The organism is Tsuneonella sp. CC-YZS046 (assembly GCF_035581365.1).
In the GTDB taxonomy this organism is placed as follows: domain Bacteria; phylum Pseudomonadota; class Alphaproteobacteria; order Sphingomonadales; family Sphingomonadaceae; genus JAWKXU01.
This window is the reverse complement of record NZ_CP141590.1, coordinates 596,211-615,087: the sequence shown is the minus strand read 5'-3', so window position 1 is coordinate 615,087 and position 18,877 is coordinate 596,211. Positions and strand designations below refer to the sequence as shown.

30 protein-coding genes are annotated in these 18,877 nt (G+C 64.9%); 7 read left to right on the top strand and 23 right to left on the bottom strand.

Annotated features, from left to right (window positions below; all coding sequences use genetic code 11):
• Positions 1-5: 5 nt before the first annotated feature.
• The 12 genes from tolB to hisB form a co-directional block, all read right to left on the bottom strand.
• Entirely contained in the window at positions 6-1,373 is a 1,368-nt protein-coding gene (tolB, locus tag U8326_RS03105; RefSeq protein WP_324742281.1) for a Tol-Pal system beta propeller repeat protein TolB, read from the bottom strand.
• Positions 1,370-2,224 (bottom strand): energy transducer TonB, encoded by an 855-nt coding sequence (locus U8326_RS03100; RefSeq protein WP_324742280.1) that lies wholly within the window; start codon positions 2,222-2,224, stop codon positions 1,370-1,372. Before U8326_RS03100 ends, tolB begins: the two co-directional genes overlap by 4 nt.
• A gap of 9 nt (positions 2,225-2,233) precedes the next feature.
• The gene (locus tag U8326_RS03095) at positions 2,234-2,689 is read right to left on the bottom strand and encodes an ExbD/TolR family protein (RefSeq protein ID WP_324742278.1); all 456 of its coding nucleotides are present in this window, start codon (positions 2,687-2,689) and stop codon (positions 2,234-2,236) included.
• A complete protein-coding gene (gene tolQ / locus U8326_RS03090) occupies positions 2,689-3,390 on the bottom strand; it encodes a protein TolQ (protein ID WP_324742276.1) in 702 nt (233 codons plus the stop codon). The genes U8326_RS03095 and tolQ overlap by 1 nt, the downstream gene beginning before the upstream one ends.
• Entirely contained in the window at positions 3,387-3,845 is a 459-nt protein-coding gene (locus tag U8326_RS03085; protein WP_324742274.1) for a YbgC/FadM family acyl-CoA thioesterase, read from the bottom strand. The genes tolQ and U8326_RS03085 overlap by 4 nt, the downstream gene beginning before the upstream one ends.
• Before the next feature lie 89 nt (positions 3,846-3,934).
• Complete coding sequence (locus tag U8326_RS03080) at positions 3,935-4,312, bottom strand: HIT domain-containing protein (protein ID WP_324742272.1); 378 nt, start codon at positions 4,310-4,312, stop codon at positions 3,935-3,937.
• Entirely contained in the window at positions 4,312-4,626 is a 315-nt protein-coding gene (locus tag U8326_RS03075; protein ID WP_324742270.1) for a phosphoribosyl-ATP diphosphatase, read from the bottom strand. The genes U8326_RS03080 and U8326_RS03075 overlap by 1 nt, the downstream gene beginning before the upstream one ends.
• A gap of 61 nt (positions 4,627-4,687) precedes the next feature.
• Positions 4,688-4,885 (bottom strand): PEP-CTERM sorting domain-containing protein, encoded by a 198-nt coding sequence (locus tag U8326_RS03070; RefSeq protein ID WP_324742268.1) that lies wholly within the window; start codon positions 4,883-4,885, stop codon positions 4,688-4,690.
• Between the two features lie 123 nt (positions 4,886-5,008).
• Positions 5,009-5,785, bottom strand: a complete 777-nt coding sequence (hisF, locus tag U8326_RS03065) for an imidazole glycerol phosphate synthase subunit HisF (RefSeq protein WP_324742266.1) — start codon at positions 5,783-5,785, stop codon at positions 5,009-5,011.
• Positions 5,782-6,510: a 1-(5-phosphoribosyl)-5-[(5-phosphoribosylamino)methylideneamino]imidazole-4-carboxamide isomerase gene (gene hisA / locus U8326_RS03060; protein ID WP_324742264.1), complete on the bottom strand. Its 729-nt coding sequence runs from the start codon at positions 6,508-6,510 to the stop codon at positions 5,782-5,784. Before hisA ends, hisF begins: the two co-directional genes overlap by 4 nt.
• Positions 6,507-7,136, bottom strand: a complete 630-nt coding sequence (gene hisH, locus U8326_RS03055) for an imidazole glycerol phosphate synthase subunit HisH (RefSeq protein WP_324742262.1) — start codon at positions 7,134-7,136, stop codon at positions 6,507-6,509. The genes hisA and hisH overlap by 4 nt, the downstream gene beginning before the upstream one ends.
• Entirely contained in the window at positions 7,129-7,722 is a 594-nt protein-coding gene (gene hisB / locus U8326_RS03050) for an imidazoleglycerol-phosphate dehydratase HisB (protein WP_324742260.1), read from the bottom strand. Before hisB ends, hisH begins: the two co-directional genes overlap by 8 nt.
• 108 nt (positions 7,723-7,830) lie before the next feature.
• Between hisB and U8326_RS03045 the strand changes: the two genes are divergently transcribed.
• The 3 genes from U8326_RS03045 to gmk all read left to right on the top strand — a co-directional run bounded on the left by U8326_RS03045 (position 7,831) and on the right by gmk (position 9,496).
• Positions 7,831-8,334 (top strand): SspB family protein, encoded by a 504-nt coding sequence (locus tag U8326_RS03045; RefSeq protein ID WP_324742258.1) that lies wholly within the window; start codon positions 7,831-7,833, stop codon positions 8,332-8,334.
• Between the two features lie 40 nt (positions 8,335-8,374).
• Positions 8,375-8,770 (top strand): hypothetical protein, encoded by a 396-nt coding sequence (locus U8326_RS03040; protein ID WP_324742256.1) that lies wholly within the window; start codon positions 8,375-8,377, stop codon positions 8,768-8,770.
• Positions 8,771-8,854: 84 nt separating this feature from the next.
• Entirely contained in the window at positions 8,855-9,496 is a 642-nt protein-coding gene (gene gmk / locus U8326_RS03035; protein ID WP_324742254.1) for a guanylate kinase, read from the top strand.
• An 18-nt stretch (positions 9,497-9,514) separates the two neighbouring features.
• Here gmk and U8326_RS03030 read toward each other — a convergent pair whose 3' ends face one another.
• A complete protein-coding gene (locus U8326_RS03030; RefSeq protein WP_324742252.1) occupies positions 9,515-10,318 on the bottom strand; it encodes an SDR family oxidoreductase in 804 nt (267 codons plus the stop codon).
• A gap of 149 nt (positions 10,319-10,467) precedes the next feature.
• Between U8326_RS03030 and dapD the strand changes: the two genes are divergently transcribed.
• The 3 genes from dapD (at position 10,468) to U8326_RS03015 (ending at position 12,054) form a co-directional block, all read left to right on the top strand.
• On the top strand, positions 10,468-11,307 hold the full coding sequence (dapD, locus tag U8326_RS03025) for a 2,3,4,5-tetrahydropyridine-2,6-dicarboxylate N-succinyltransferase (RefSeq protein ID WP_324742251.1): 840 nt from the start codon (positions 10,468-10,470) through the stop codon (positions 11,305-11,307).
• Between the two features lie 89 nt (positions 11,308-11,396).
• Positions 11,397-11,549, top strand: a complete 153-nt coding sequence (locus tag U8326_RS03020; protein WP_324742250.1) for a hypothetical protein — start codon at positions 11,397-11,399, stop codon at positions 11,547-11,549.
• A 79-nt stretch (positions 11,550-11,628) separates the two neighbouring features.
• Positions 11,629-12,054, top strand: coding sequence for a DUF1810 domain-containing protein (locus tag U8326_RS03015; RefSeq protein ID WP_324742249.1), 426 nt, complete (start codon positions 11,629-11,631; stop codon positions 12,052-12,054).
• 11 nt (positions 12,055-12,065) lie between these two features.
• Here U8326_RS03015 and U8326_RS03010 read toward each other — a convergent pair whose 3' ends face one another.
• Entirely contained in the window at positions 12,066-13,289 is a 1,224-nt protein-coding gene (locus U8326_RS03010; protein ID WP_324742247.1) for a dipeptidase, read from the bottom strand.
• Between the two features lie 117 nt (positions 13,290-13,406).
• Here U8326_RS03010 and U8326_RS03005 point away from each other — a divergent pair, with 117 nt between their 5' ends.
• Positions 13,407-13,853, top strand: a complete 447-nt coding sequence (locus U8326_RS03005; RefSeq protein ID WP_324742245.1) for a cupin domain-containing protein — start codon at positions 13,407-13,409, stop codon at positions 13,851-13,853.
• Between the two features lie 11 nt (positions 13,854-13,864).
• On the opposite strand, the gene U8326_RS03000 is transcribed toward U8326_RS03005, so the two are convergent.
• From U8326_RS03000 to U8326_RS02960, 9 genes are all read right to left on the bottom strand, one after another.
• On the bottom strand, positions 13,865-14,464 hold the full coding sequence (locus U8326_RS03000; RefSeq protein ID WP_324742244.1) for a YbhB/YbcL family Raf kinase inhibitor-like protein: 600 nt from the start codon (positions 14,462-14,464) through the stop codon (positions 13,865-13,867).
• 97 nt (positions 14,465-14,561) lie between these two features.
• Positions 14,562-14,891 carry an antibiotic biosynthesis monooxygenase family protein gene (locus tag U8326_RS02995; protein WP_324742242.1) on the bottom strand — a complete coding sequence of 110 codons (330 nt, stop codon included), beginning with the start codon at positions 14,889-14,891 and terminating at the stop codon, positions 14,562-14,564.
• A 15-nt stretch (positions 14,892-14,906) separates the two neighbouring features.
• On the bottom strand, positions 14,907-15,317 hold the full coding sequence (locus U8326_RS02990; protein ID WP_324742241.1) for a DUF6491 family protein: 411 nt from the start codon (positions 15,315-15,317) through the stop codon (positions 14,907-14,909).
• Between the two features lie 38 nt (positions 15,318-15,355).
• Positions 15,356-15,754, bottom strand: a complete 399-nt coding sequence (locus U8326_RS02985; RefSeq protein WP_324742240.1) for a response regulator — start codon at positions 15,752-15,754, stop codon at positions 15,356-15,358.
• Between the two features lie 194 nt (positions 15,755-15,948).
• Positions 15,949-16,674: an aquaporin Z gene (gene aqpZ, locus U8326_RS02980; RefSeq protein ID WP_324742239.1), complete on the bottom strand. Its 726-nt coding sequence runs from the start codon at positions 16,672-16,674 to the stop codon at positions 15,949-15,951.
• A gap of 96 nt (positions 16,675-16,770) precedes the next feature.
• A complete protein-coding gene (locus U8326_RS02975; protein ID WP_324742238.1) occupies positions 16,771-17,388 on the bottom strand; it encodes a hypothetical protein in 618 nt (205 codons plus the stop codon).
• A gap of 98 nt (positions 17,389-17,486) precedes the next feature.
• The gene (locus U8326_RS02970) at positions 17,487-17,858 is read right to left on the bottom strand and encodes an EthD domain-containing protein (protein WP_324742236.1); all 372 of its coding nucleotides are present in this window, start codon (positions 17,856-17,858) and stop codon (positions 17,487-17,489) included.
• Between the two features lie 27 nt (positions 17,859-17,885).
• A complete protein-coding gene (locus tag U8326_RS02965) occupies positions 17,886-18,308 on the bottom strand; it encodes a GFA family protein (protein WP_324742235.1) in 423 nt (140 codons plus the stop codon).
• A complete protein-coding gene (locus U8326_RS02960; protein WP_324742234.1) occupies positions 18,305-18,760 on the bottom strand; it encodes a hypothetical protein in 456 nt (151 codons plus the stop codon). The genes U8326_RS02965 and U8326_RS02960 overlap by 4 nt, the downstream gene beginning before the upstream one ends.
• Positions 18,761-18,877 lie beyond the last annotated feature (117 nt).

Genomic DNA, 18,877 nt, shown 5'->3' with positions numbered 1-18,877 from the left:
TGCATTCAGGGCAAAACGGGTCCCCAGGCCGGGTCGGAAGCATCGACTGGCGTCTGCAACCGCCTGAGGTTCCGCCCCGTCAGATCCACCTGCCACAGCGATGTGCGGCCTGAATTACGTTCCGTGCGGAAGAACTGGATGATGCGGCCGTTGGGCGACCAGGTGGGCGCCTCGTCCTGCCAGCTATCGGTCAGGTGGCGCACATTGCCGCCGCCCGGGCTCATCACCGCTATCCGGAAACCGCCGCTGATATGAGTGAACGCGATCTGATCGCCGCGCGGGCTCCATTCCGGCGTGGCGGCGCGGCCGCCGAAGAAGGTGATTCGCTTCTGATTGGAGCCATTGGCATCCATGACATAGATCTGCTGGCTTCCGGAGCGGTCGCTTTCGAACACGATCTTCGATCCGTCAGGAGAATAGCTGCCGCCGATATCGATGCCCGGCGCATCGGTAAGCCGTTGGCTTTGCCCGCCGTTAACGGAAACCCGGTATATGTCAGTGTTGCCGTTCACCGCCATCGAATAAAGTATCCACTTCCCGTCCGGGGACCAGCGCGGGGCGAAGGTCGGATTGCTGCTCTCCGTCACAAGGTGCTGCTTGCCGCTTGCGATATCGTAAATGAAAATGCGCGGATTGCCACGCAGGTAACTCAGATAGGCAATCTTGCTGTAATCCGGCGAATAGCGCGGGGTCAGCGCCCTGGTCTGGCCAGTGGTGATGAAGCGATGGTTTGCGCCATCGGAATCCATGATCGCCAGCCGCTTGACCCGATTGCCCTTGGGGCCGGTTTCCGCGATATAGGCGATCTTGCTGTCGAAGAACGGGCTTTCGCCGGACAGCCGCGAATAGACCAGGTCCGCGCATTTATGGGCCGCCCTGCGCCAGTCGGCGGGCTGGACCACCCAGCCCTGCCGCACCAGTTCGCTTTGCAGATTGATGTCGTAGAGATAGCAGCCCACGGTCAGCCTTCCGTCCGCTCCGGCGCGGACATAGCCATGAACCAGCATCTCCGCATTGCGGGAATTCCAGGTGCCCCAGACCGGAGAAGTGATTTCCGGGAAGGTCGGCTGCGGCAAGGCATCCGGCCCAACCGGCTGGAACAGGCCATTGTTGCGCAGATCGGCGGTAATCACGCGCGCCAGTTCCTTGCCCAGCGCGGCCGTGCCCTGCGCATTGGCCGGGGTGGGGACATTATTGTCCGTGGCGAAGCCGGGGATGGCGATGCCGAGATCCTGCCAGGCCTTGTCGTCGGAGACGGACCCGGTCAGCCCGGTTTCGCCCGATGCTTCGATCGGGATAGTGGGAGCTTCGCTTACCTGCGCGGAAAGCGGAGCGGCAAGAACGATGAGGCAAAGAGCGAGTATCTTTTTCATTGCGACAACTTCCTGTCGAATCTGAAGGCGGAAACCTGTTTCCAGGCGTTGTAAAACCTTGGTGGAAGGTCGAACGGCGCGGCCAGCTGCACGGCCCTGACGGCCAGTTCGGCATGACGCGACGCTTGCGGGCGATTGGCATCCGTAATCCCTTCCTGGCGCACAACGCGCGGCGTGCCCGAGAGGGTCCCGTCCGGGTTTAGGTCGAAAGCCAGCACCGTGACCAGCAATTCCGCATCGGCGCCTTGCGGCGAGGACCAGTGCGGCTTCAACTGGCGGCCGATCGCCTGGGCCAGGGACGCTTTTTCAGCGGCCCCGATTTCCGAAGCCGGAACGCGATCGTCACCCCGCTTGCTGCCCGTGGCCGCGCCGGCAAGAAAATCGTCGCCGATCCTGCTGCCGCCGCCCTGCTTGGGTGCGGGCTTCGCCGCGGGCTTTGCGGCAGGTTTCGCCGCGGCCTGACTGGGCTGGGCCGCAGGCTTCGCTGCCGGGCTCGGCTTGGGCGCCGGCTGCGGCACCTTCGCGCGCGGGGCTGGCGCCGGCTTCGGCGCGGGCGCAGGGTTCGGCTTTGGCGCAGGCTCGGGAACAGGAGCCGGCTCGGGCGGACTGGGCGGAGCGGGTTCAGGCGCCAGAACGGGCGCGACCGCCGCGCGCTGTTCGCTGACGATCGTTGGCGCCGTCGCCGTCAGCCCCACATCTTCTGCCAAGCTGACGGTCATCCGTTCCGGAATGGGGACGACATTGCTCCGGTCCGGCTGCAACAGCAGGGCGGCGACCAGCAATCCATGCAGCACCAAGGCCACCGCCAGGGGAACTCGTTCTTCCGGACGAAGGACTGCTGAAGATGCCATAGCGTGGGCCTATGGAGCCGAAACTGAACTGTTGGTGACCAGCGAAATCGAATTGAACCCCGCATGGTTCAATTCACCCATCACCTCCATCACCCGCCCGTAATCGAGCGCGCGATCCGCGCGCAGCACCACCAGGGGCGGCTTTCCTGAAGCATCCACCGGCAGAGTGGCCAACCGGTCCGGCAGGGACCCGGGCGCCAATTCCTCCTCGTCGAGATAGATGCGCCCATCCGAGAGGATGGAAATCGTCACCTGGTCGCTCTGCTGCTCCATCGCACTGGCGCGGCTATCCGGAAGCTCCACAGGAACAGCCGCGGTCAGCAATGGCGCGGTCACCATGAAAATTATCAGCAGCACCAGCATCACGTCCACCAGCGGAGTGACGTTGATCTCCGCCATCGGCGCGCGTCGCGCACCCCGCCTGCTTCCCCGGCGCCCGCCGCCGCCTGCCACTCCCATAGCCATCAGCGATCATCCATTTCGCGGCTGACGAGGGAATAGACCTTGTCCGCAAAGCGCTGCAGCCGGGCCTCGAGCGCGTTCACCCGGTGGGAAAAGCGGTTATAGGCTATCACCGCCGGAATTGCCGCGAACAGGCCGATAGCCGTCGCGAACAGGGCTTCGGAAATGCCGGGCGCGACCACCGCCAGCGAGCTGTTCTGCTGCGAACCGATCTGGAAAAAGCTGTTCATGATGCCCCAGACGGTACCGAACAGGCCCACAAAGGGGGCAACGGAGCCGACAGTCGCCAGAAAGTTCAGCCGATCGGCGAGAGTGTCGGCCTCCACGGCAACCTGGCTGGACATCGCCGTCGCGACCCGCTCCCTCGCAGCCTCGCGGTCGGCATTGCGGCCGGTGCGGCGCCATTCCTCCAGACCGGCGCCGGCAACGCGAGACGCCGCGCTCTGGTTCTTGGCGCGCAGGTCATCCGCGCTGCGCCCGTCCATCTTCGTCCAGAAATCCAGCTCATACTCATCCGAGCGGCGGCGCACCGAAGCGATCCGCAAGGAGAAGGAAATGATAATCATCCAGACCCAAATGCTGGCCAGGATCAGCCCCGCCATCACCACCTGCACGACGATGTCGGCATCGAGGAAGAGCTTTACCGGATCAAGCCGGGTGGGAGCGGCGGGAAGCGCCGCCGCAAGAAGGGACAGTTCTGTCATCTGTTACTCTCTGCGATCAAGATGGATTGAAGCGACTTGCGCCATGTTTCGGGCTGGCGTTCCGCGCGTCCGCCGGCTCCGACAAAGCCGATGCGGGCCTGCGCTTCGGCCAGAAGCTCGTCCGCCCGCAACGCGCGGTGGCTGGCGCGCCAGCTGGCCGCGCCCACAGAAGTGACCGTGCTTTCCACCACTACGGCATCGTCCAGGCGCGCGGGGCGGGCATAGTGTATCGTGATATCGGTAACGACATAGAACCCTTTCCGCTCCTCCAGCGCCATCCGCTGATCGATGCCGAGAAGACCGATGAGGTCCATTCTCGCCCGTTCGAACCAGCGCAGGTAATTGGCGTGATAAACGATCCCGCCGGCATCCGTATCCTCGAAATAGACACGTATCGCGAAACGATGCGTGGTGCCGTCGAGGCGACCTGCCGGAGGGTCGGGAAGAATAGCCATGCCACGCGCCGTTTAACCGCGCGACGAGTTGTTGGGCAACCCACCGCCTCCTTCATATCGCAAAATCGGCTCGCTACAGCGGCATCGCCCTATTCGGGGATCATCCGCCCCATCTGCTTGCCGGCGCAGATATGCACATGAAAATGCGGGATTTCCTGATGAGAATGGAACCCGGTGTTGGCAATCAGGCGATAGCCGGGGGCCACCAGCCCCTGATCGCGCGCGATCTTGCCCACCGCGCGGATGAAGCCCGAAATTTCGGCGTCACCCGCCTTTTCGGTGAAATCGTCCCAGCTCACATAGGGGCCCCTGGGCACCACCAGGATATGGACCGGCGCCTGCGGATTGATGTCGTTAAAGGCGAAAGCCCACTCATCCTCATAGACCTTCGTGCAAGGCAGCTCTCCCCGCAGAATCCTGGCGAAGATGTTCTGGTCGTCATAGGGTTGGGTTGCGTCGACAGGCATCAGCTCTTCCGTGCAGCTTTTTCAACAAGGCCCGAGGTACCTTCCCGCCGGTCGAGTTCCGCCAGCACATCGGCAAGCGGCACATCGCGGGCGGAGAGCAGCACCAGCAGGTGAAACAGGATATCCGCGGCCTCGCCCACCAGCTCCTCGCGCTCGCCCGAAAGCGCGGCGATCACGGCTTCCACCGCTTCCTCGCCCAGCTTGCGCGCGATAACCGGCAACCCGCGCGCATGGAGCTGCGCGACATAGCTTTCGCTGGCGGCCGAGGCGCGGCGCCGGGCAATGGTCTGTTCGAGACGGGACAGCGTATCCATGGCGCGTGACATGGATCGCCCGGCGGGCGCGGTCAAGCCGCAGCAGCCGCAAGGCAAGGGATCAGAGTTTGTTGTCGTGGTCCTTGTCGCGCCGCTTGTAGCGTATCGCGACCTCGCGCCCCAGAATCACCCCCAGCAGGCCCAGGATGAACAGCGCAAGATCGGAAGGCTCCGGCACCGTCGTCCCGCTGGACGCATTCACCGGCGCCGCCAGCAGCAGATGGACGGACATCAGCAGGAAAAGGGCCAGACGATACATCGGGAAGGTTAAAGCAACCATCGGGCCACAAACGGCAAACCAAGGATACAAGCCTGTTTCATTGGTTAATCCGACCAGCCTTCCTTGCGCGCGTGTAAAGCGGTTCGACGGTTCGGGGCCGGCTCAGCCCCGTGCCGGCAGGCCCGCTTCGCGCAAGGCGGAATGCGCCTGCGCGATGGTATAAGTGCCGAAGTGGAAGATGGATGCGGCCAGCACCGCGCTGGCATGGCCCTTCGTCACGCCTTCCACCAGATGCTGCAGATTGCCGACCCCGCCGCTGGCCACCACCGGCACGCTCACCCGGTCCGCGATCGCGCGGGTCAGATCGAGGTCGTAACCGGCCTGGGTGCCATCGCCATCCATCGACGTGACCAGCAATTCGCCCGCGCCCAGTTCCGCCAGCCTGACCGCATGGGCCACCGCATCGATCCCGGTCGCGCGGCGGCCGCCATGGGTGTAGATTTCCCACCGCTTCCCCGCTCCTGCTGAGCTTGTCGAAGCACGTGCATCGACCGAGGCGACGACGCATTGGCTCCCGAACTTTTCCGCCATGTCGGCAACCAGTTCGGGCCGGGAAACGGCGGCGGAATTGACCGCCACCTTGTCCGCACCGGCCAGCAGCAGCGCCCGCGCATCCTCCACCGAACGCACCCCGCCCCCCACGGTGAGCGGCATGAAGCAGACCTCGGCGGTGCGCCGCACCACATCGAGCAGCGTGCCCCGCCCTTCATGGCTGGCGGAAATATCCAGGAAACAAAGCTCGTCCGCCCCGGCGGCGTCATAGGCCTGCGCCTGCTCGACCGGATCGCCCGCATCCTTGAGATCGACGAAGTTGACCCCCTTCACCACGCGGCCATCGCGCACGTCGAGGCACGGGATGACGCGAATGCGGACGGTCATGCCCGGGCCGCCATCTGCAGGGCCGCCGCCAGATCCAGCCGCCCGTCATACAGGGCGCGGCCGGTGATAACGCCCTCGATCCCGTCCACCGCATGAAGCGAGAGCAGACGAATATCGTCCAGCCCTTTCACCCCGCCGCTGGCGATCACCGGCAGCGAGGTGCGCCGCGCGAGATCGACCGTCGCTTCGATGTTGCAGCCCTTGAGCAGCCCGTCGCGCCCGATGTCCGTGAACAACAGGCTCGCCACCCCCGCATCCTCGAAACGGCGGGCCATCTCATGCACCGGAACGTCCGAGACTTCCGCCCAGCCTTCCGTCGCGACCATGCCGTCGCGCGCGTCCACCGCCACGACAATGCCGTTTTCCCATTCGCGGGCCATGTCCTTGACGAACTGTGGGTCCTTCAAGGCTGCCGAACCGATCACGATCCGGCTGACGCCCAGATCGAACCAGCCTTCCACCGCCTCGCGATTGCGGATGCCGCCGCCCAGCTGGACATGGCCGGGAAAGGCCTCGAGGATCGCTTCGACCGCTTCGCGATTGCGGGCCTCGCCGGCAAATGCCCCGTCAAGATCGACCACATGCAGAAACCCGGCGCCCGCTTCCGCAAAGGCCATGGCCTGCGCAGCAGGATCGTCGCCATAGACGGTGGCGCGCGCCATATCGCCTTCAGCCAGCCGCACGACCTGGCCACCCTTGAGATCGATGGCGGGAAATACAATCACGGTTTCCACTCCAGGAAGCGGGAGAGCAGCTCCAGCCCGTAGGACTGGCTCTTTTCCGGGTGGAACTGCACCCCGAGAATATTGTCGCGGGCGACGGCCGCCACCAGCCCGCCGCCATGGTCGGTCATGGCGGCGATGTGCCGCCCCTCGGCAGGCTGGAAATGATAGGAATGCAGGAAATAGGCTTCCCCCGGCTCGATCAGTTCGGCGCCATCCTCATGCGGGGTGGGCACGACATCGTTCCAGCCCATATGCGGGATCTTGATCGCCGGGTCCGTCGCCTCGATCGCCCGGACCTCTCCGGCGATCCAGCCAAGCCCCGCCGTCACCCCATGCTCCAGCCCGCGATCGGCCAGCAATTGCATGCCCACGCAGATGCCCAGGAAGGGCGCCCCGCCCACATGCACCCGCTCCCGCATGGCTTCGATCAAGCCGGGAATGGCGCGAAGGCCCGCCGCGCAGGCGCCGAACGCACCCACTCCGGGCAGGATGATCCGGTCCGCCGCGCGCACCACATCGGGATCGGCGGTCAGCTTCACCGTCTCCGCCCCGGCGGCGATCAGGGCATTGCGCACCGAGTGAAGATTGCCCGCGCCGTAATCGACGAGAGCGACGACTTCAGCCACCTAGCTGCCCCTTCGTGGAAGGCACCGCCCCGCCCTTGCGCGCGTCGAGCTCCACCGCAGCGCGCATCGCCCGGGCAAAGCCCTTGAAGATGCCTTCGATGATGTGGTGATTGTTCTGGCCGTAGAGCAGCTCGATATGCAGGGTGATGCCCACCGCCTGCGCGACCGACTGGAACCAGTGCTCGAACAGTTCGGTGTCCATCTCGCCCAGGCGAGGCTGGGTGAAGCTCGCCTTCCAGACCAGCCAGGGGCGGCCCGAGATGTCGAGCGCCACGCGCGCCAGCGCTTCGTCCATCGGCGAATAGACGCTGCCGTAGCGGCCGATCCCGGCCTTGTCCCCCAGCGCCTGGGAAATGGCCTGGCCCAGCGCGATCGCGCTGTCTTCCGTGGTGTGGTGCTGGTCCACATGCAGATCTCCGGCGACCCGCAGGGTGACGTCGATCAGCGAATGGCGCGAGAATTGCTCGATCATGTGATCGAGGAAGCCGATGCCGGTGGAAATCTCGTAGGAACCTGTCCCGTCGAGATTCACCTCGACGAAAATGTCGGTTTCGCTGGTTTTGCGGGCGATCCGGGCTGTACGCATGCTTGCGCCTATAAGACTGTGGCCAATAAGCGCAATACGCGCCGCGAAAGCATCACGCCACTCGCTTTATCCTTGACCGGCTCAATGGGCAGCGGCACTTCTGACGGCATGAGCGACGAAACGCCCGATAGCCTGATCCCTTACGACGAGATCGTCCAGGAAGCACTCCGCGCCGTGGTAGGCCGTGTGCTGGGCGAGATAGAGGGCACCGGGGGGACGCTGCCCGGCAACCATCACTTCTACATCACCTTCAAGACCGGAGCGCCCGGGGTTTCCATCCCCAGCCATTTGCGCCAGCGATTCCCGGATGAGATGACGATCGTCCTCCAGAACAAGTTCTGGGATCTGTCGGTGGACGATGACGGGTTCTCCGTGGGGCTGAGCTTCAACCAGGTCCCTGCGAAGCTGGTCATTCCCTTCGCCGCGATCACCGCTTTCGTGGACCCTGCCGTGGATTTCGGCCTTCAGTTCCAGGCGGCGGCGGACAATATGGAACCCGAACCGCACGACGATGCGGAAAACGATTCAACGGAACAGGATGGTGATTCGCCCGTTGAGGGGGGCGATGGCGATTCGAACGTCGTCACTGTGGATTTCGGCAGGAAAAAGTAAGCGGCAGCGCCTTTGCCTGACCGCCAGACGCGAGGGCGGAATGGCACGAAAGAGCGGATCGAAGCGAACTCCCAGCTACAGGAAGCTGTCGAAGAACGAAGCCAGCATTCCCGGCCCAAGCCCCGATCCCAGCACGAATTTCATCCTTGCCGATATTCTGCTGCGCGGCGCCACCGCCGTCGTTCGCCGTGGCGTCGAACGGCGGATGCTGCGCGGCTACGGGCGGAAGAAGGCAAAGGAAATCGTGCAGGGCCGCACTTTCGGGGAGACGGTGTTCAACACCATCGTCGTGAAGCTGGCCATGCGCTCCGTCCCCGGCGCGCTGCTGGTGGGAACCGGAATGCTCGGCAAGACCCTGCTCGACCGCAGCAAAAGCAGGACCCGGGCCAGGGTGGAAGGCGAAAAGGCGCTCGGCGAAATGGCCGATAACGCCTGACTTCCGCCCGGCCACCCTTAGCTGCCGCGCGCCATCAGTTCCGAAAGGCTTGATTTCCGGCATGGGCTTGCGCCACAGCGCAGCATGGCCACCACCGACAATCTCAAGCGCCGCGGGCTCATGTTCATCCTCTCCTCGCCCTCCGGCGCGGGAAAGACGACCATTGCCCGCAAATTGCTGGCCGGTGACGGGGATCTGCGCATGTCGGTTTCCGTCACCACCCGGCCGATGCGGCCGGGCGAGATCGAAGGGAAAGACTATATCTTCGTCGACCGCCCCACCTTCGAGCGCATGGCGGCCGAAGAAGCCTTCCTCGAATGGGCGGAAGTGTTCGGCAATTTCTATGGAACGCCCAAGGCCCAGATCAAGGCGGGGCTGAAGGAAGGGCAGGATTTCCTGTTTGACATCGACTGGCAGGGCACCCAGCAGCTTTACCAGCGCGCGGAAGCGGATGTCGTCAGGGTCTTCCTGCTGCCGCCCGGGATCGGCGAGCTGGAGCGGCGCCTGTCATCGCGGGGGACGGACAGCGCGGAAGTGATTGCGGGCCGCATGGCCCGCGCCCGCTCCGAGATCAGCCATTGGGACGGCTACGATTATGTCGTGGTGAACGACGACATCGACGCCTGCTTCGCGAAAGTGCGCACCATACTGCAGGCGGAACGTATGCGCCGCGCGCGCCAGACTGGCCTGGTCGATTTCGTCCGGGAGCTGACGGCGGGCGGATAGCCTGCGGCCCGACGGCGTTCAGCCGCCGCCCGCATTCCCAAAGCTGGCCGACGCCTGCGCATCCACCATGCCGCCGTCGATCGCCAGCGTCGTGCCCACCACATAATCGCCTGCCCGGCTCGCCAGATAGACGGCGCCCGCCGCCATATCCTCCGCGGTGCCGGTGCGCCTCGCCGGGATCGCCTGCGCGGCCACCTCCGGCGCATCCCGCGCGGCGCGGTTCATGTCGCTGGGGAAGGCTCCGGGGGCAATTCCATTGACGACGATGTTATCCGCGATCAGGCGCGCGGCCATGCGCCGGGTCAGGTGGATGAGGCCGGCCTTCGATGCCTGATAGGAATATGTTTCCCAGGGATTGACCCTCAATCCGTCGATCGAGGCGATATTGATGACCTTGGCCGGCCTGCCGGAAGCCGCCGCATTCCTCAGCAGGCCGTGCAGCTTCTGGGTGAGGAAGAACGGCGCTTTCATGTTCAAAGTCACCACCTTGTCCCAGCCCGCTTCCGGAAAGGAGTCGAACGGAGCGCCCCAGGCGGCCCCCGCATTGTTCACCAGGATGTCGAGCCGCTCCTCCCGGCGCGAAAGCTCGGCGGCCAGCGCGTCTATGCCCTCAATCTTGCCGATATCGGCCACCAGAGGCACCACCCGCTCGCCCAGTTCCGCCGCGGCCGCATCGAGCTGCTCCTGCTTGCGGGCGCAGATATAGACCCGGGAGCATCCGGCGGCGAGCAGCCCTTCCACCACCATCCGGCCAATCCCCCTCGACCCTCCCGTGACCAGCGCGATCCGTCCGCCCAGCCCGAAAAGTCCTTCCAGATCCATGCCTCTCTCCACTTCCGATCGGTTTTAAGCTTCTTACTCCCGAGACACCTCGCCGCAAGCCCGGAGCGACACTGGCACTTGCCCCCCCCGCCGCAAGCGATTAGGCGCACCGACCATTGCCATACCATCCTGCAGGGAGTTGCCTCACCATGTCCGCCGAACTCGAAAGCGCCATCGAAGCCGCCTGGGAAGCCCGCGACGCAGTGACTCCCGCCAGCCAGGACGTGCGCGAAAAGGTGGAAGCAGCCCTCGCCCTGCTCGAAAGCGGCGCGGCGCGCGTGGCGGAGCCGGATGGCCATGGCGGGTGGAAGGTCAATCAGTGGCTCAAGAAGGCGGTGCTGCTGTCCTTCCGCCTCAATGACAATATTCCCGTGCCCAACGGCGCCGCCGGCGCCCCGGCCTTCGACAAGGTTCCCTCCAAATTCGCAGGCTGGGACGAGGCGCGCTTCCGCGAGGCCGGCTTCCGTGTGGTTCCCGGCGCGGCTGCCCGGCGCGGCAGCTATATCGGCAAGGGCGTGGTGCTGATGCCCAGCTTCGTCAATATCGGCGCCTATGTCGGCGACGGCACCATGGTCGATACCTGGGCGACGGTCGGAAGCTGCGCGCAGATCGGCAAGAATGTGCATATTTCCGGCGGCGCGGGCATCGGCGGCGTGCTGGAACCGCTGCAGGCAGGGCCGGTGGTGATCGAGGACGGGGCATTCATCGGCGCCCGTTCGGAAGTGGCCGAAGGGGTGGTGATCGGCGAAGGCGCGGTGCTTTCGATGGGCGTGTTCATCGGCGCCTCCACCAAGATCGTCGATCGCGCCACCGGCCAGATCCACATCGGCAAGGTTCCGCCCTATGCGGTGGTCGTGCCCGGTTCCCTTCCGGGCAAGCCCTTGCCCGACGGCACGCCCGGCCCGTCGCTCTACTGCGCCGTCATCGTCAAGACCGTGGACGCGCAGACCCGGGCCAAAACCGGCATCAACGATCTCCTGCGAGACTGATCGCGGCTGCCGCGACAGGAACATTCGCCCCGGTCGAACGTAGTTTCCTCAGGGTCCAGGTGACCGTTGGGAACTATGGAGGATCAATCATGGAAAACCGGGGCGGGGAAATTCATGTGGAAACGGACGAAGCCCGTGGCGGCTCGACCCCTCACATCGTCCGCTGGGTGCTGATTATCAGCACGCTCCTCGCGATCGCCCTGCTGTCCATCATCTGGATAACGGGCGCGATCAGCTTCTGATCCGGAAGGTGCGGGTCAGCCGCCCGGCCATGCCTGCACCTTCCGCCCCCCAGAATCCGCCCGAAACAGGACTCGATCCATGGAACCGCCCGGCCTCGAACGGTTCGTCGCCGCGCAGGATCGTGACGGAACCTATGCCCGCGCCCTTTCGGAGCTTCGCGCGGGCAGGAAGCAGACCCATTGGATGTGGTTCGTCTTTCCGCAGATCAGCGGCCTGGGCCATAGCCAAATGGCTTACCTCTATGCGATTTCCGGCGCCCCGGAGGCCCAGCGCTATCTGGAGCACAGGATACTGGGCCCTCGCCTGCTGGAATCGACGCAGGCCGTGCTCGATTGGAGCAGCCGGAAATCCGCTGCCGCCATTTTCGGTACCATCGATGCGATGAAGTTCCGCAGTTCGATGACGTTGTTCGAAGCGGTGGGGCCGAACCAGCCCTGCTTTGCCGAAGCCCTGGACAGCTTTTATGACGGGCAGCGCGACCCTGCCACCCTGGCAAGCCTGTAAACCGCCCCGATCTACTCCGGCACCGGAGTTTCTATCGGCGGATCGCCCGCATGGGCGGCGGCATAGGCTTCGGCCGCCTTCAGGACCCGCATCATGTTGCGGCTCGCGATCTTTTCAAGTTCCGGCTGCGTATAGCCGCGCCGCGCCAGTTCCGCGAACAGCGCCGGATAGCCGCTAACATCCTCCATCCCTTCCGGGCCGGTCGCCATGCCGTCATAGTCGCCGCCCACCCCGATATGGTCGATCCCGGCCACCTGCCGGATATGGTCGATATGATCGGCCAGCTGCGCAATCGTCGCCTTGGGTTCGGGGTGAACTTCGACCCATTGGGCAAGGCGGGTTTCGACCTCCTGAGGCTGCCCCAGCCATAGCGATTCCAGCCGCTTCCTTTCCGCCTCGCGATCGGCCAGCCAGTTCCGCACCGGCTCGCTCACATAGCTCGGCAAGGCGACCGCCATCACGATCCCGCCATTCTCCTTCAGCTTCCGCAGGACGCCGTCCGGCACATTGCGGGCATGGCCGTTCACCGCCCGCACCCCCGAATGGCTGAAAATCACAGGCGCACGGGCAACTTCCAGCGCATCGAGCATCGTTGCCTCGCTGACATGGCTGAGGTCGACCAGCATCCCGATGCGGTTCATCTCGCGCACCACGTCCCGGCCGAAATCGGTCAGCCCGTCATGTTCGGGCTTGTCCGTGGCGCTGTCGGCCCATGGCGTGTTGCTCGAATGGGTCAGCGTCATGTAGCGGACGCCCAGCGCATGCATCTGGCGCAGCACGGCAAGGCTGGAGCCGATCGAATGGCCGCCTTCCATGCCCAGCAGCGAGGCGATGCGCCCCTTTTTGACGGCCTGCTCGACCTCCGTGGAATTGCGCGCGAACTGCAGCTCCCGGGGATAACGCGCCAGCAGGCGCCGGGTGACATCGATCTGCTCGATCACCGCCTGAACCGCGTCCGCTCCTTTCAGCTCGGTCGATACGAAGACCGACCAGAATTGCATGCCGACATGGCCTTCGCGCAGGCGCTTGAGATCGGTATGCATCACCTGGCCAGTGGGAGCATCCCTGCCCGTGTCTGTCGTATCCTCGAAATCGAAGCCCCCGATCATGTTGCGATACCGGCCCCGCAACTGGATCGGCACATCGTTGTGGCCATCCCATACCGGCGCGGCTTCGAGCGCGGCCCTGGCAAGCTGCTCGGGCGTTTGCGCCCCAGCCCCAGCCGAAACCATCATGCCCAGCAGGAACGGCGCCACGGCAAATAACAACGCCCGCATCGATTTTGCCCCCGGATAGCAGGTCCTGGCCCTAAAGTGCTGGCCAGCCGGCATCATGCCGGGCAAACTTCGCGGATGGAAGGCCTCACCGCAAAGCAGCTGATCGAACGACTCGCGCTCAAGCCGCATCCGGAAGGTGGCTGGTTCCGCGAGACATGGCGCGCGCCGACGACCAATCGCGAACGCGCGGCCGCCACCGCGATTCTTTTTCTGCTCGAAGCGTCCCAGAGATCCCACTGGCACCGGGTGGATGCCGCGGAGATCTGGCTGTGGCATGCCGGGGACTGCCTGAGGCTGTCCACCGCCCCCCAGGAATGCGGTCCGATCGACAGCATCATCCTCGGCCCCGACCTGCTTTCCGGTCATGCCATCCAGCACGTGGTCTCCGCCGCCCACTGGCAAGCCGCGGACCCGGAACCCGGCGGCCGGTCAGGTTTCGTGCTGGTATCCTGCGTGGTCGCGCCCGGCTTCGATTTCGCCGGCTTCACCCTTGCTCCGCCGGGGTGGACGCCCCGGCGCTGAGCCGCAGGGGCTCAATCGCCATCCTCGTCATCGTCCCAATCCTCGTCATCTTCAGCGCGCGCATAGGTGCCGGCGAGGATCGCGATGCCCACCACATGCCCTTCCATGGCCTTAACCAATTCTTCACGGGTCGCGCCCGGCATCAAGGTCAAGGGCAGATCCAGCGCGAAGAGCTGGAACACATAATCATGCGGCTCATCTTCATGCGGCGGCTCGGGCGGCAACCACTCGCTGTTGCGTTTTGAATTCTTGCCGACCCGTGGCGGCGTTTCGCCTTCCATCAGCTTGCCCAATTGCGCAGCAAGCCCCCAGACCAGCCAGTGGCAAGCCGGTTTTCCGCCTGGCGCATCCGGATCCTCCACCACCAGCACCAGCTCCAGCGCACCTTGCGGAGGCGTGGTCCATTCCAGCGGCGGTGCAACCGCATCTTCCTCGTCCGCGGTAAAGCACGGATCGAGTTCTTCCCCATGATCGAAGGCAACGCTGGTCAGGCGAAAGCCGGACTTGCCGATCAAGCCCTCGCTCCCCAGCTTCGCCGCGGTCAAGGCGGCATGGGCGGGGCGCGCATTGGGCAGGGCTTGGGCGAGCCAGGCCGGAACGGCTTCGGTCATGGGAAATATCCTGTGGCTGGGAAGATAGTAAGTGCTCCCTATTTGCCCGCTTTCGCTACGGACTCAAGCGTTCTGCGATGCTTCTTTCCGGAAAGTTTCAAGGGCTGCGATCCAGAAGATCGTCCGTCATCTCCATCAGCAGGAGAGGCTCTTCCGCCCAATCGCTGATCGCCTCCACGAAGGCCGCGCGGGTTTCCGGCTCGTCATACACCATCTTCGCATCGAACGCCTTGCGCCAGGTCTGCCGGTCCGGCCATTCCGCGACGCCGATGAAGCGGATTGCGCCATCGTCGCGATCCTCCCGGTGCAAGCGGGAGCCCAGGCTGCCGTATCTTTCCCGGATGAGCTCGGTTCCACGGCGCCAGGCAGCGCGAAACTGCTCTTCCTTTCCGGGATGCACTTCCCACCAATAGGCCGCAACGAACACGGACGGCGGCCGGGCTTATTTCCTGGCCCGGGCGGTCAGCGCCTTGGCCTCGTCCTCGGTCAGCCTTTGGATCATGCGGACCGGGCAACGCTGGGTGCCGGTAACGCCGGGCACCAGCAGGGTCACATCCACGCCCCGGCAAATCTGGCCCGAACCGTGCTGGTCGAAGCCGATGTTCTCCGCAAAGTTCAGATCGGGGCAGGGACCGAAAGTCTCGAACAGAAAGCGGCGATTTGCGCCCGCGCTCACCATGATCCGGTTGGAACCGGATTCAGCGTCCCGCACAGTGTTGAAGCCATTGACGTCGCCCGGCCAGAAGCATTCGCGGCCGTCCGCGATGGACGCCTCGCGCGGCTCATCGGCAGTGGGCGCGCACCCTGCCGCCAGGGCAAAGGAGCAACCCGCGACCACCAAAGCAAGTTTCATGATCCTTCTCCCACCTGCTGCGATCCCGCCCGCAAACATCAATCCACGCCGGTTATCCGCATATCGGGCCGTTGCCCGACATAGCTCATCGCCCGCCGGATAACCCGGGAGGAGCAGGCGGGCTTGGCGATCAGTTCCGAATCCAGCTCACGCACCGTTTGGTAGCGGCGGTCGAGATCGCCGGAATGGAGCAGATAGGGAATGCGCAGCCTCTGAAGCTCCCGCGCGACCGGCAGGCAGGTTTCGCCATTCTGCAACGTCACATCGAGCACAGCCACGTCGATCCGCTCCGCGCCAGCCAGGAAGGAAAGCGCCTGCCCGGCCGTAGTGGCGCAAAGGCTGCGGCATCCTTCATCCTGCGCCGCAAATTCCAGATCCATGAGGATAAGCGGCTCATCGTCGAGCAGCAGGATCGTGCAAACAGGCCGCACGGTCATACGTCCGGTCCCTCATTTGCCGGGATGCGATCCAGCGGATCGTTGCCCGGATACGGATTTTTGCCAGACCCCTGCGACACGGTTTTCCCTATCAGCGTAACTCTCAACGCAGAGCAACGCCGCTAAATGCCCTGAGTTCCTGCATCTAGGCAATGAAAAGGCGGGGAAGCTCCCTTCCCCACCCCCTCGGATGCTCAATGGGCGGTTTCATCCCGCGCGATGTGAGCGGGCGATTCACCCGGCATCAGCAGGAAGCGCCAGATCGCCGCGCCGAGCGCGCCGCCGATCAGCGGCGCCAGCCAGAACAGCCAGAGCTGCGGAATCGCATTGGTCGTGGCGAAGAGCGCCACGCCGGTGGAACGGGCCGGATTGACCGAAGTGTTCGTCACCGGGATCGACACCAAGTGGATCAGGGTCAGCGCCAGACCGATCGCCAGCGGGGCGAAACCGGCGGGCGCCGCCCGGGATGTGGAACCCAGGATCACGATCAGGAAGCCGGCGGTGAGGATCACTTCCACCAGAAAGGCCGCCTGCAGCGAATAGCCGCCGGGCGAAAGCTCCCCAAAGCCGTTGGATGCGAATCCGCCCGGAGCGAAGCCCGCCTTGCCCGAGGCGATGGCATAGAGCGCGGCCGCGGCCACGATCGCGCCGGCCACCTGGGCCGCCCAATAGGGCACCAGATGCCCCCAGGAAAAGCGGTTGGCGAGCGCCAGACCCAGCGAAACCGCGGGGTTGAAATGCCCGCCCGAAATGCCGCCCACGGCATAGGCCATGGTCAGCACGGTCAGGCCGAAGGCGAAGGATACCCCCGCGAAGCCGATGCCCAGTTCCGGGAAGGCCGCGGCCAGCACCGCCGACCCGCAACCGCCGAAGACCAGCCAGAATGTGCCGAAGAATTCGGCCGAAAGATTCCTTATCATCTACCCCTCTCCTTCAAGTAACCGGGCCGGAAACTATCCTGCTTTACCCGGAACGGAAAGAGTATGCGGCAATTCTCTATTCGATCGCCGCAATTCTCATTCCGTGGAACAGTTTCCGGCGCGCGTTTCCACCTTCCCGCTCGCGAGGAACCAGCGGGATTGGCCAGGCGTCTTCGCTTCGTTGTGATAGCAGACATCGGCCGCGCCGCTCTTGGGATCGACCATCACGTTCCACTGGTGATCGCCGCAATTATGCGCCTCGCACGACCAGGATGCGACCTTGCCCTGATAAAGCTCGATCGTGCTGGCCGGGCCATCCACCGTATGGATCGCCTTGCGCACGGCGGCATCCGTGACGGTCTTGTCGATCGCCGCCTTGACCGCCGGATTGTCGTTCCACGTCACGCCATTCACCGCATCGAACGGCCATTTCCCGACATAGGCGGAGAGATCGCCCCCGCCGCCCGCGGGCTTGGCGGCGGGCGTTTCCGTCGCGGCCGGGGCGGCGGTGGGAGCGGCCACGCCATCCGCAGCGGGGCTGGCCGCGGCTTCCGGCGAAGCGGCAGCCGTCTCGTCCGAAGCGGCATCCGCCCCGGCGACGGCATCCCCGGCGACAGCTTCGCCCGCGGCCTCTTCGCCGCCCTTGCTTCCACAACCCGCCAGCGCAAGCATCGCGCAGGCAATCGGCACAGCCACCCAACCGGCAAGTCGCATCGGAATCCCCTTAATTGAACTGTTGCAGATGAAACCGCAGCGTATCGTTTACCGCGCCGCAGGTAAACCGCGCTGACGGCCCCCTCTCCTCGGCCCCGTCAACCAGAGTAATCGGCGGTCTGGCGCGGCTCCACCAGCACGAAGGTCAGCCCGCCCGGCTCGATGAAATTGTTCTCGTCGGCCACGATTTCGGGATTGTTCGCCGGGTCGAGATAGGCCGCGATATGCTCCTCCGCTTCCGCCCGCGTGGCGAAGCCGATCTCGCTGACGCAATCGAAGCCGAGCGCCACCGCCGAGGCCCCGGCGATGCCGCTCACCTCCGCGCCTTCCATCACGTAATTGCGGCGATAGAGCCGGGCGGGCGGCACCTTGCCGCGCACCAGCGGGACATGCCCGTTCTCGTAATAGTCGATGAATTCCTCGCGCGTCAGCCCGGCCTTGCGTTTGACGAACAGCAATATCTTGAACATGGCACCCCTCTCGCTTCTGCAGTCAATCTAGCCCGGCGCGCCCGGCCAGCGCTGCATCGGCAGCGCGGCGATATGGTCGGTCCAGGGATGGCGATGCCGCTCCCACACGCAGATCGCGGGTGCGGGATAGGCCGGGTCCGCGAACAGCCCGCTCGCCACCGCGATCACATCGGGGAAGCCCGCCAGATCCCAATAAACCGTGGTGCCGCAGTCCGGGCAGAAATGATGCGCCACGCCATTGCCGGTGTCGGCGGTCCGGCTCCATTGCCTGCTTTCCCCCTCGATCCGCACATTGACGCGCGGGAAGCGGCTGTTGGCGCTGAATGGCGCGCCGGTCCGCTGCTGGCAGGCAAGGCAATGGCACATCGAAATGCGCGCGGCATCCCCAGTGCAATGCGCCTTCAACTGGCCGCATTGGCAGGCGGCGACGCGAATTGTCTCCCCGCTCATGGATGCGCCTCGCCGGTGAAGGGCTGCTTTTCCGTCCAGGCGCAGCCGCTGCGAATCCCGTCTCCCACGCGCAGCGTGGCATGGAAGGGATAGGCCCGGTCGGACATGCCATCGCTGCATTGGCCGGGCGTGACCGCCAGCGAAAAGCTCTCCCCTTCCAGCTTGCCGGTGAAGGAAACGCCGTTGCGCCCGGCGAACCGCTCCACCGTGATGGTCTGCCCATCGGGCTTCTCGGGCGTGGAGTAATTGAGCACGGTGCCGGTGGCCTGCCCGCCCCAGAACGGCTCGGTGCCGGTAAAGCGCACCGTCTCCCCTTCCGCGATCCCGTCATAGGGCCGGGTGGAGGCGCTGTCGCCCGGCACATTGCCGTCGGCGGGATCTTGCTTCACGCCGGACTGGCAGGCAGAGAGCAGCAGGGCGAGCGATGCGGCGAAAGCGGGCTTGCGGATCATGGCCCCTTCATGCGCCCGCCGCGCGGCGCAGACAAGCCCGCGCCGGTCCCATTCGCCTTGCCCGCCGGGGGCAAAGGGGTGATGCTCACCGCCCGGAGACTCGGAAGGAAGCGAAGC

Bases quoted from the DNA above. Each gene is read 5' to 3' on its own strand.
- U8326_RS02965 (WP_324742235.1), bottom strand. From the start codon at position 18,308: ATGAGCGGGGAGACAATTCGCGTCGCCGCCTGCCAATGCGGCCAGTTG.
- U8326_RS03095 (WP_324742278.1), bottom strand. From the start codon at position 2,689: ATGGCTATGGGAGTGGCAGGCGGCGGCGGGCGCCGGGGAAGCAGGCGG.
- U8326_RS02975 (WP_324742238.1), bottom strand. From the start codon at position 17,388: ATGCGACTTGCCGGTTGGGTGGCTGTGCCGATTGCCTGCGCGATGCTT.
- aqpZ (WP_324742239.1), bottom strand. From the start codon at position 16,674: ATGATAAGGAATCTTTCGGCCGAATTCTTCGGCACATTCTGGCTGGTC.
- U8326_RS03085 (WP_324742274.1), bottom strand. From the start codon at position 3,845: ATGGCTATTCTTCCCGACCCTCCGGCAGGTCGCCTCGACGGCACCACG.
- U8326_RS03010 (WP_324742247.1), bottom strand. From the start codon at position 13,289: ATGATGGTTTCGGCTGGGGCTGGGGCGCAAACGCCCGAGCAGCTTGCC.
- U8326_RS03015 (WP_324742249.1), top strand. From the start codon at position 11,629: ATGGAACCGCCCGGCCTCGAACGGTTCGTCGCCGCGCAGGATCGTGAC.
- dapD (WP_324742251.1), top strand. From the start codon at position 10,468: ATGTCCGCCGAACTCGAAAGCGCCATCGAAGCCGCCTGGGAAGCCCGC.
- U8326_RS03020 (WP_324742250.1), top strand. From the start codon at position 11,397: ATGGAAAACCGGGGCGGGGAAATTCATGTGGAAACGGACGAAGCCCGT.
- gmk (WP_324742254.1), top strand. From the start codon at position 8,855: ATGGCCACCACCGACAATCTCAAGCGCCGCGGGCTCATGTTCATCCTC.
- hisF (WP_324742266.1), bottom strand. From the start codon at position 5,785: ATGACCGTCCGCATTCGCGTCATCCCGTGCCTCGACGTGCGCGATGGC.
- U8326_RS03005 (WP_324742245.1), top strand. From the start codon at position 13,407: ATGGAAGGCCTCACCGCAAAGCAGCTGATCGAACGACTCGCGCTCAAG.
- U8326_RS03070 (WP_324742268.1), bottom strand. From the start codon at position 4,885: ATGTATCGTCTGGCCCTTTTCCTGCTGATGTCCGTCCATCTGCTGCTG.
- tolQ (WP_324742276.1), bottom strand. From the start codon at position 3,390: ATGACAGAACTGTCCCTTCTTGCGGCGGCGCTTCCCGCCGCTCCCACC.
- U8326_RS02970 (WP_324742236.1), bottom strand. From the start codon at position 17,858: ATGTTCAAGATATTGCTGTTCGTCAAACGCAAGGCCGGGCTGACGCGC.
- tolB (WP_324742281.1), bottom strand. From the start codon at position 1,373: ATGAAAAAGATACTCGCTCTTTGCCTCATCGTTCTTGCCGCTCCGCTT.
- U8326_RS03045 (WP_324742258.1), top strand. From the start codon at position 7,831: ATGAGCGACGAAACGCCCGATAGCCTGATCCCTTACGACGAGATCGTC.
- U8326_RS03000 (WP_324742244.1), bottom strand. From the start codon at position 14,464: ATGACCGAAGCCGTTCCGGCCTGGCTCGCCCAAGCCCTGCCCAATGCG.
- U8326_RS02960 (WP_324742234.1), bottom strand. From the start codon at position 18,760: ATGATCCGCAAGCCCGCTTTCGCCGCATCGCTCGCCCTGCTGCTCTCT.
- U8326_RS03030 (WP_324742252.1), bottom strand. From the start codon at position 10,318: ATGGATCTGGAAGGACTTTTCGGGCTGGGCGGACGGATCGCGCTGGTC.
- U8326_RS02985 (WP_324742240.1), bottom strand. From the start codon at position 15,754: ATGACCGTGCGGCCTGTTTGCACGATCCTGCTGCTCGACGATGAGCCG.
- U8326_RS03075 (WP_324742270.1), bottom strand. From the start codon at position 4,626: ATGGATACGCTGTCCCGTCTCGAACAGACCATTGCCCGGCGCCGCGCC.
- U8326_RS03100 (WP_324742280.1), bottom strand. From the start codon at position 2,224: ATGGCATCTTCAGCAGTCCTTCGTCCGGAAGAACGAGTTCCCCTGGCG.
- U8326_RS03040 (WP_324742256.1), top strand. From the start codon at position 8,375: ATGGCACGAAAGAGCGGATCGAAGCGAACTCCCAGCTACAGGAAGCTG.
- hisB (WP_324742260.1), bottom strand. From the start codon at position 7,722: ATGCGTACAGCCCGGATCGCCCGCAAAACCAGCGAAACCGACATTTTC.
- U8326_RS03080 (WP_324742272.1), bottom strand. From the start codon at position 4,312: ATGCCTGTCGACGCAACCCAACCCTATGACGACCAGAACATCTTCGCC.
- U8326_RS02990 (WP_324742241.1), bottom strand. From the start codon at position 15,317: ATGAAACTTGCTTTGGTGGTCGCGGGTTGCTCCTTTGCCCTGGCGGCA.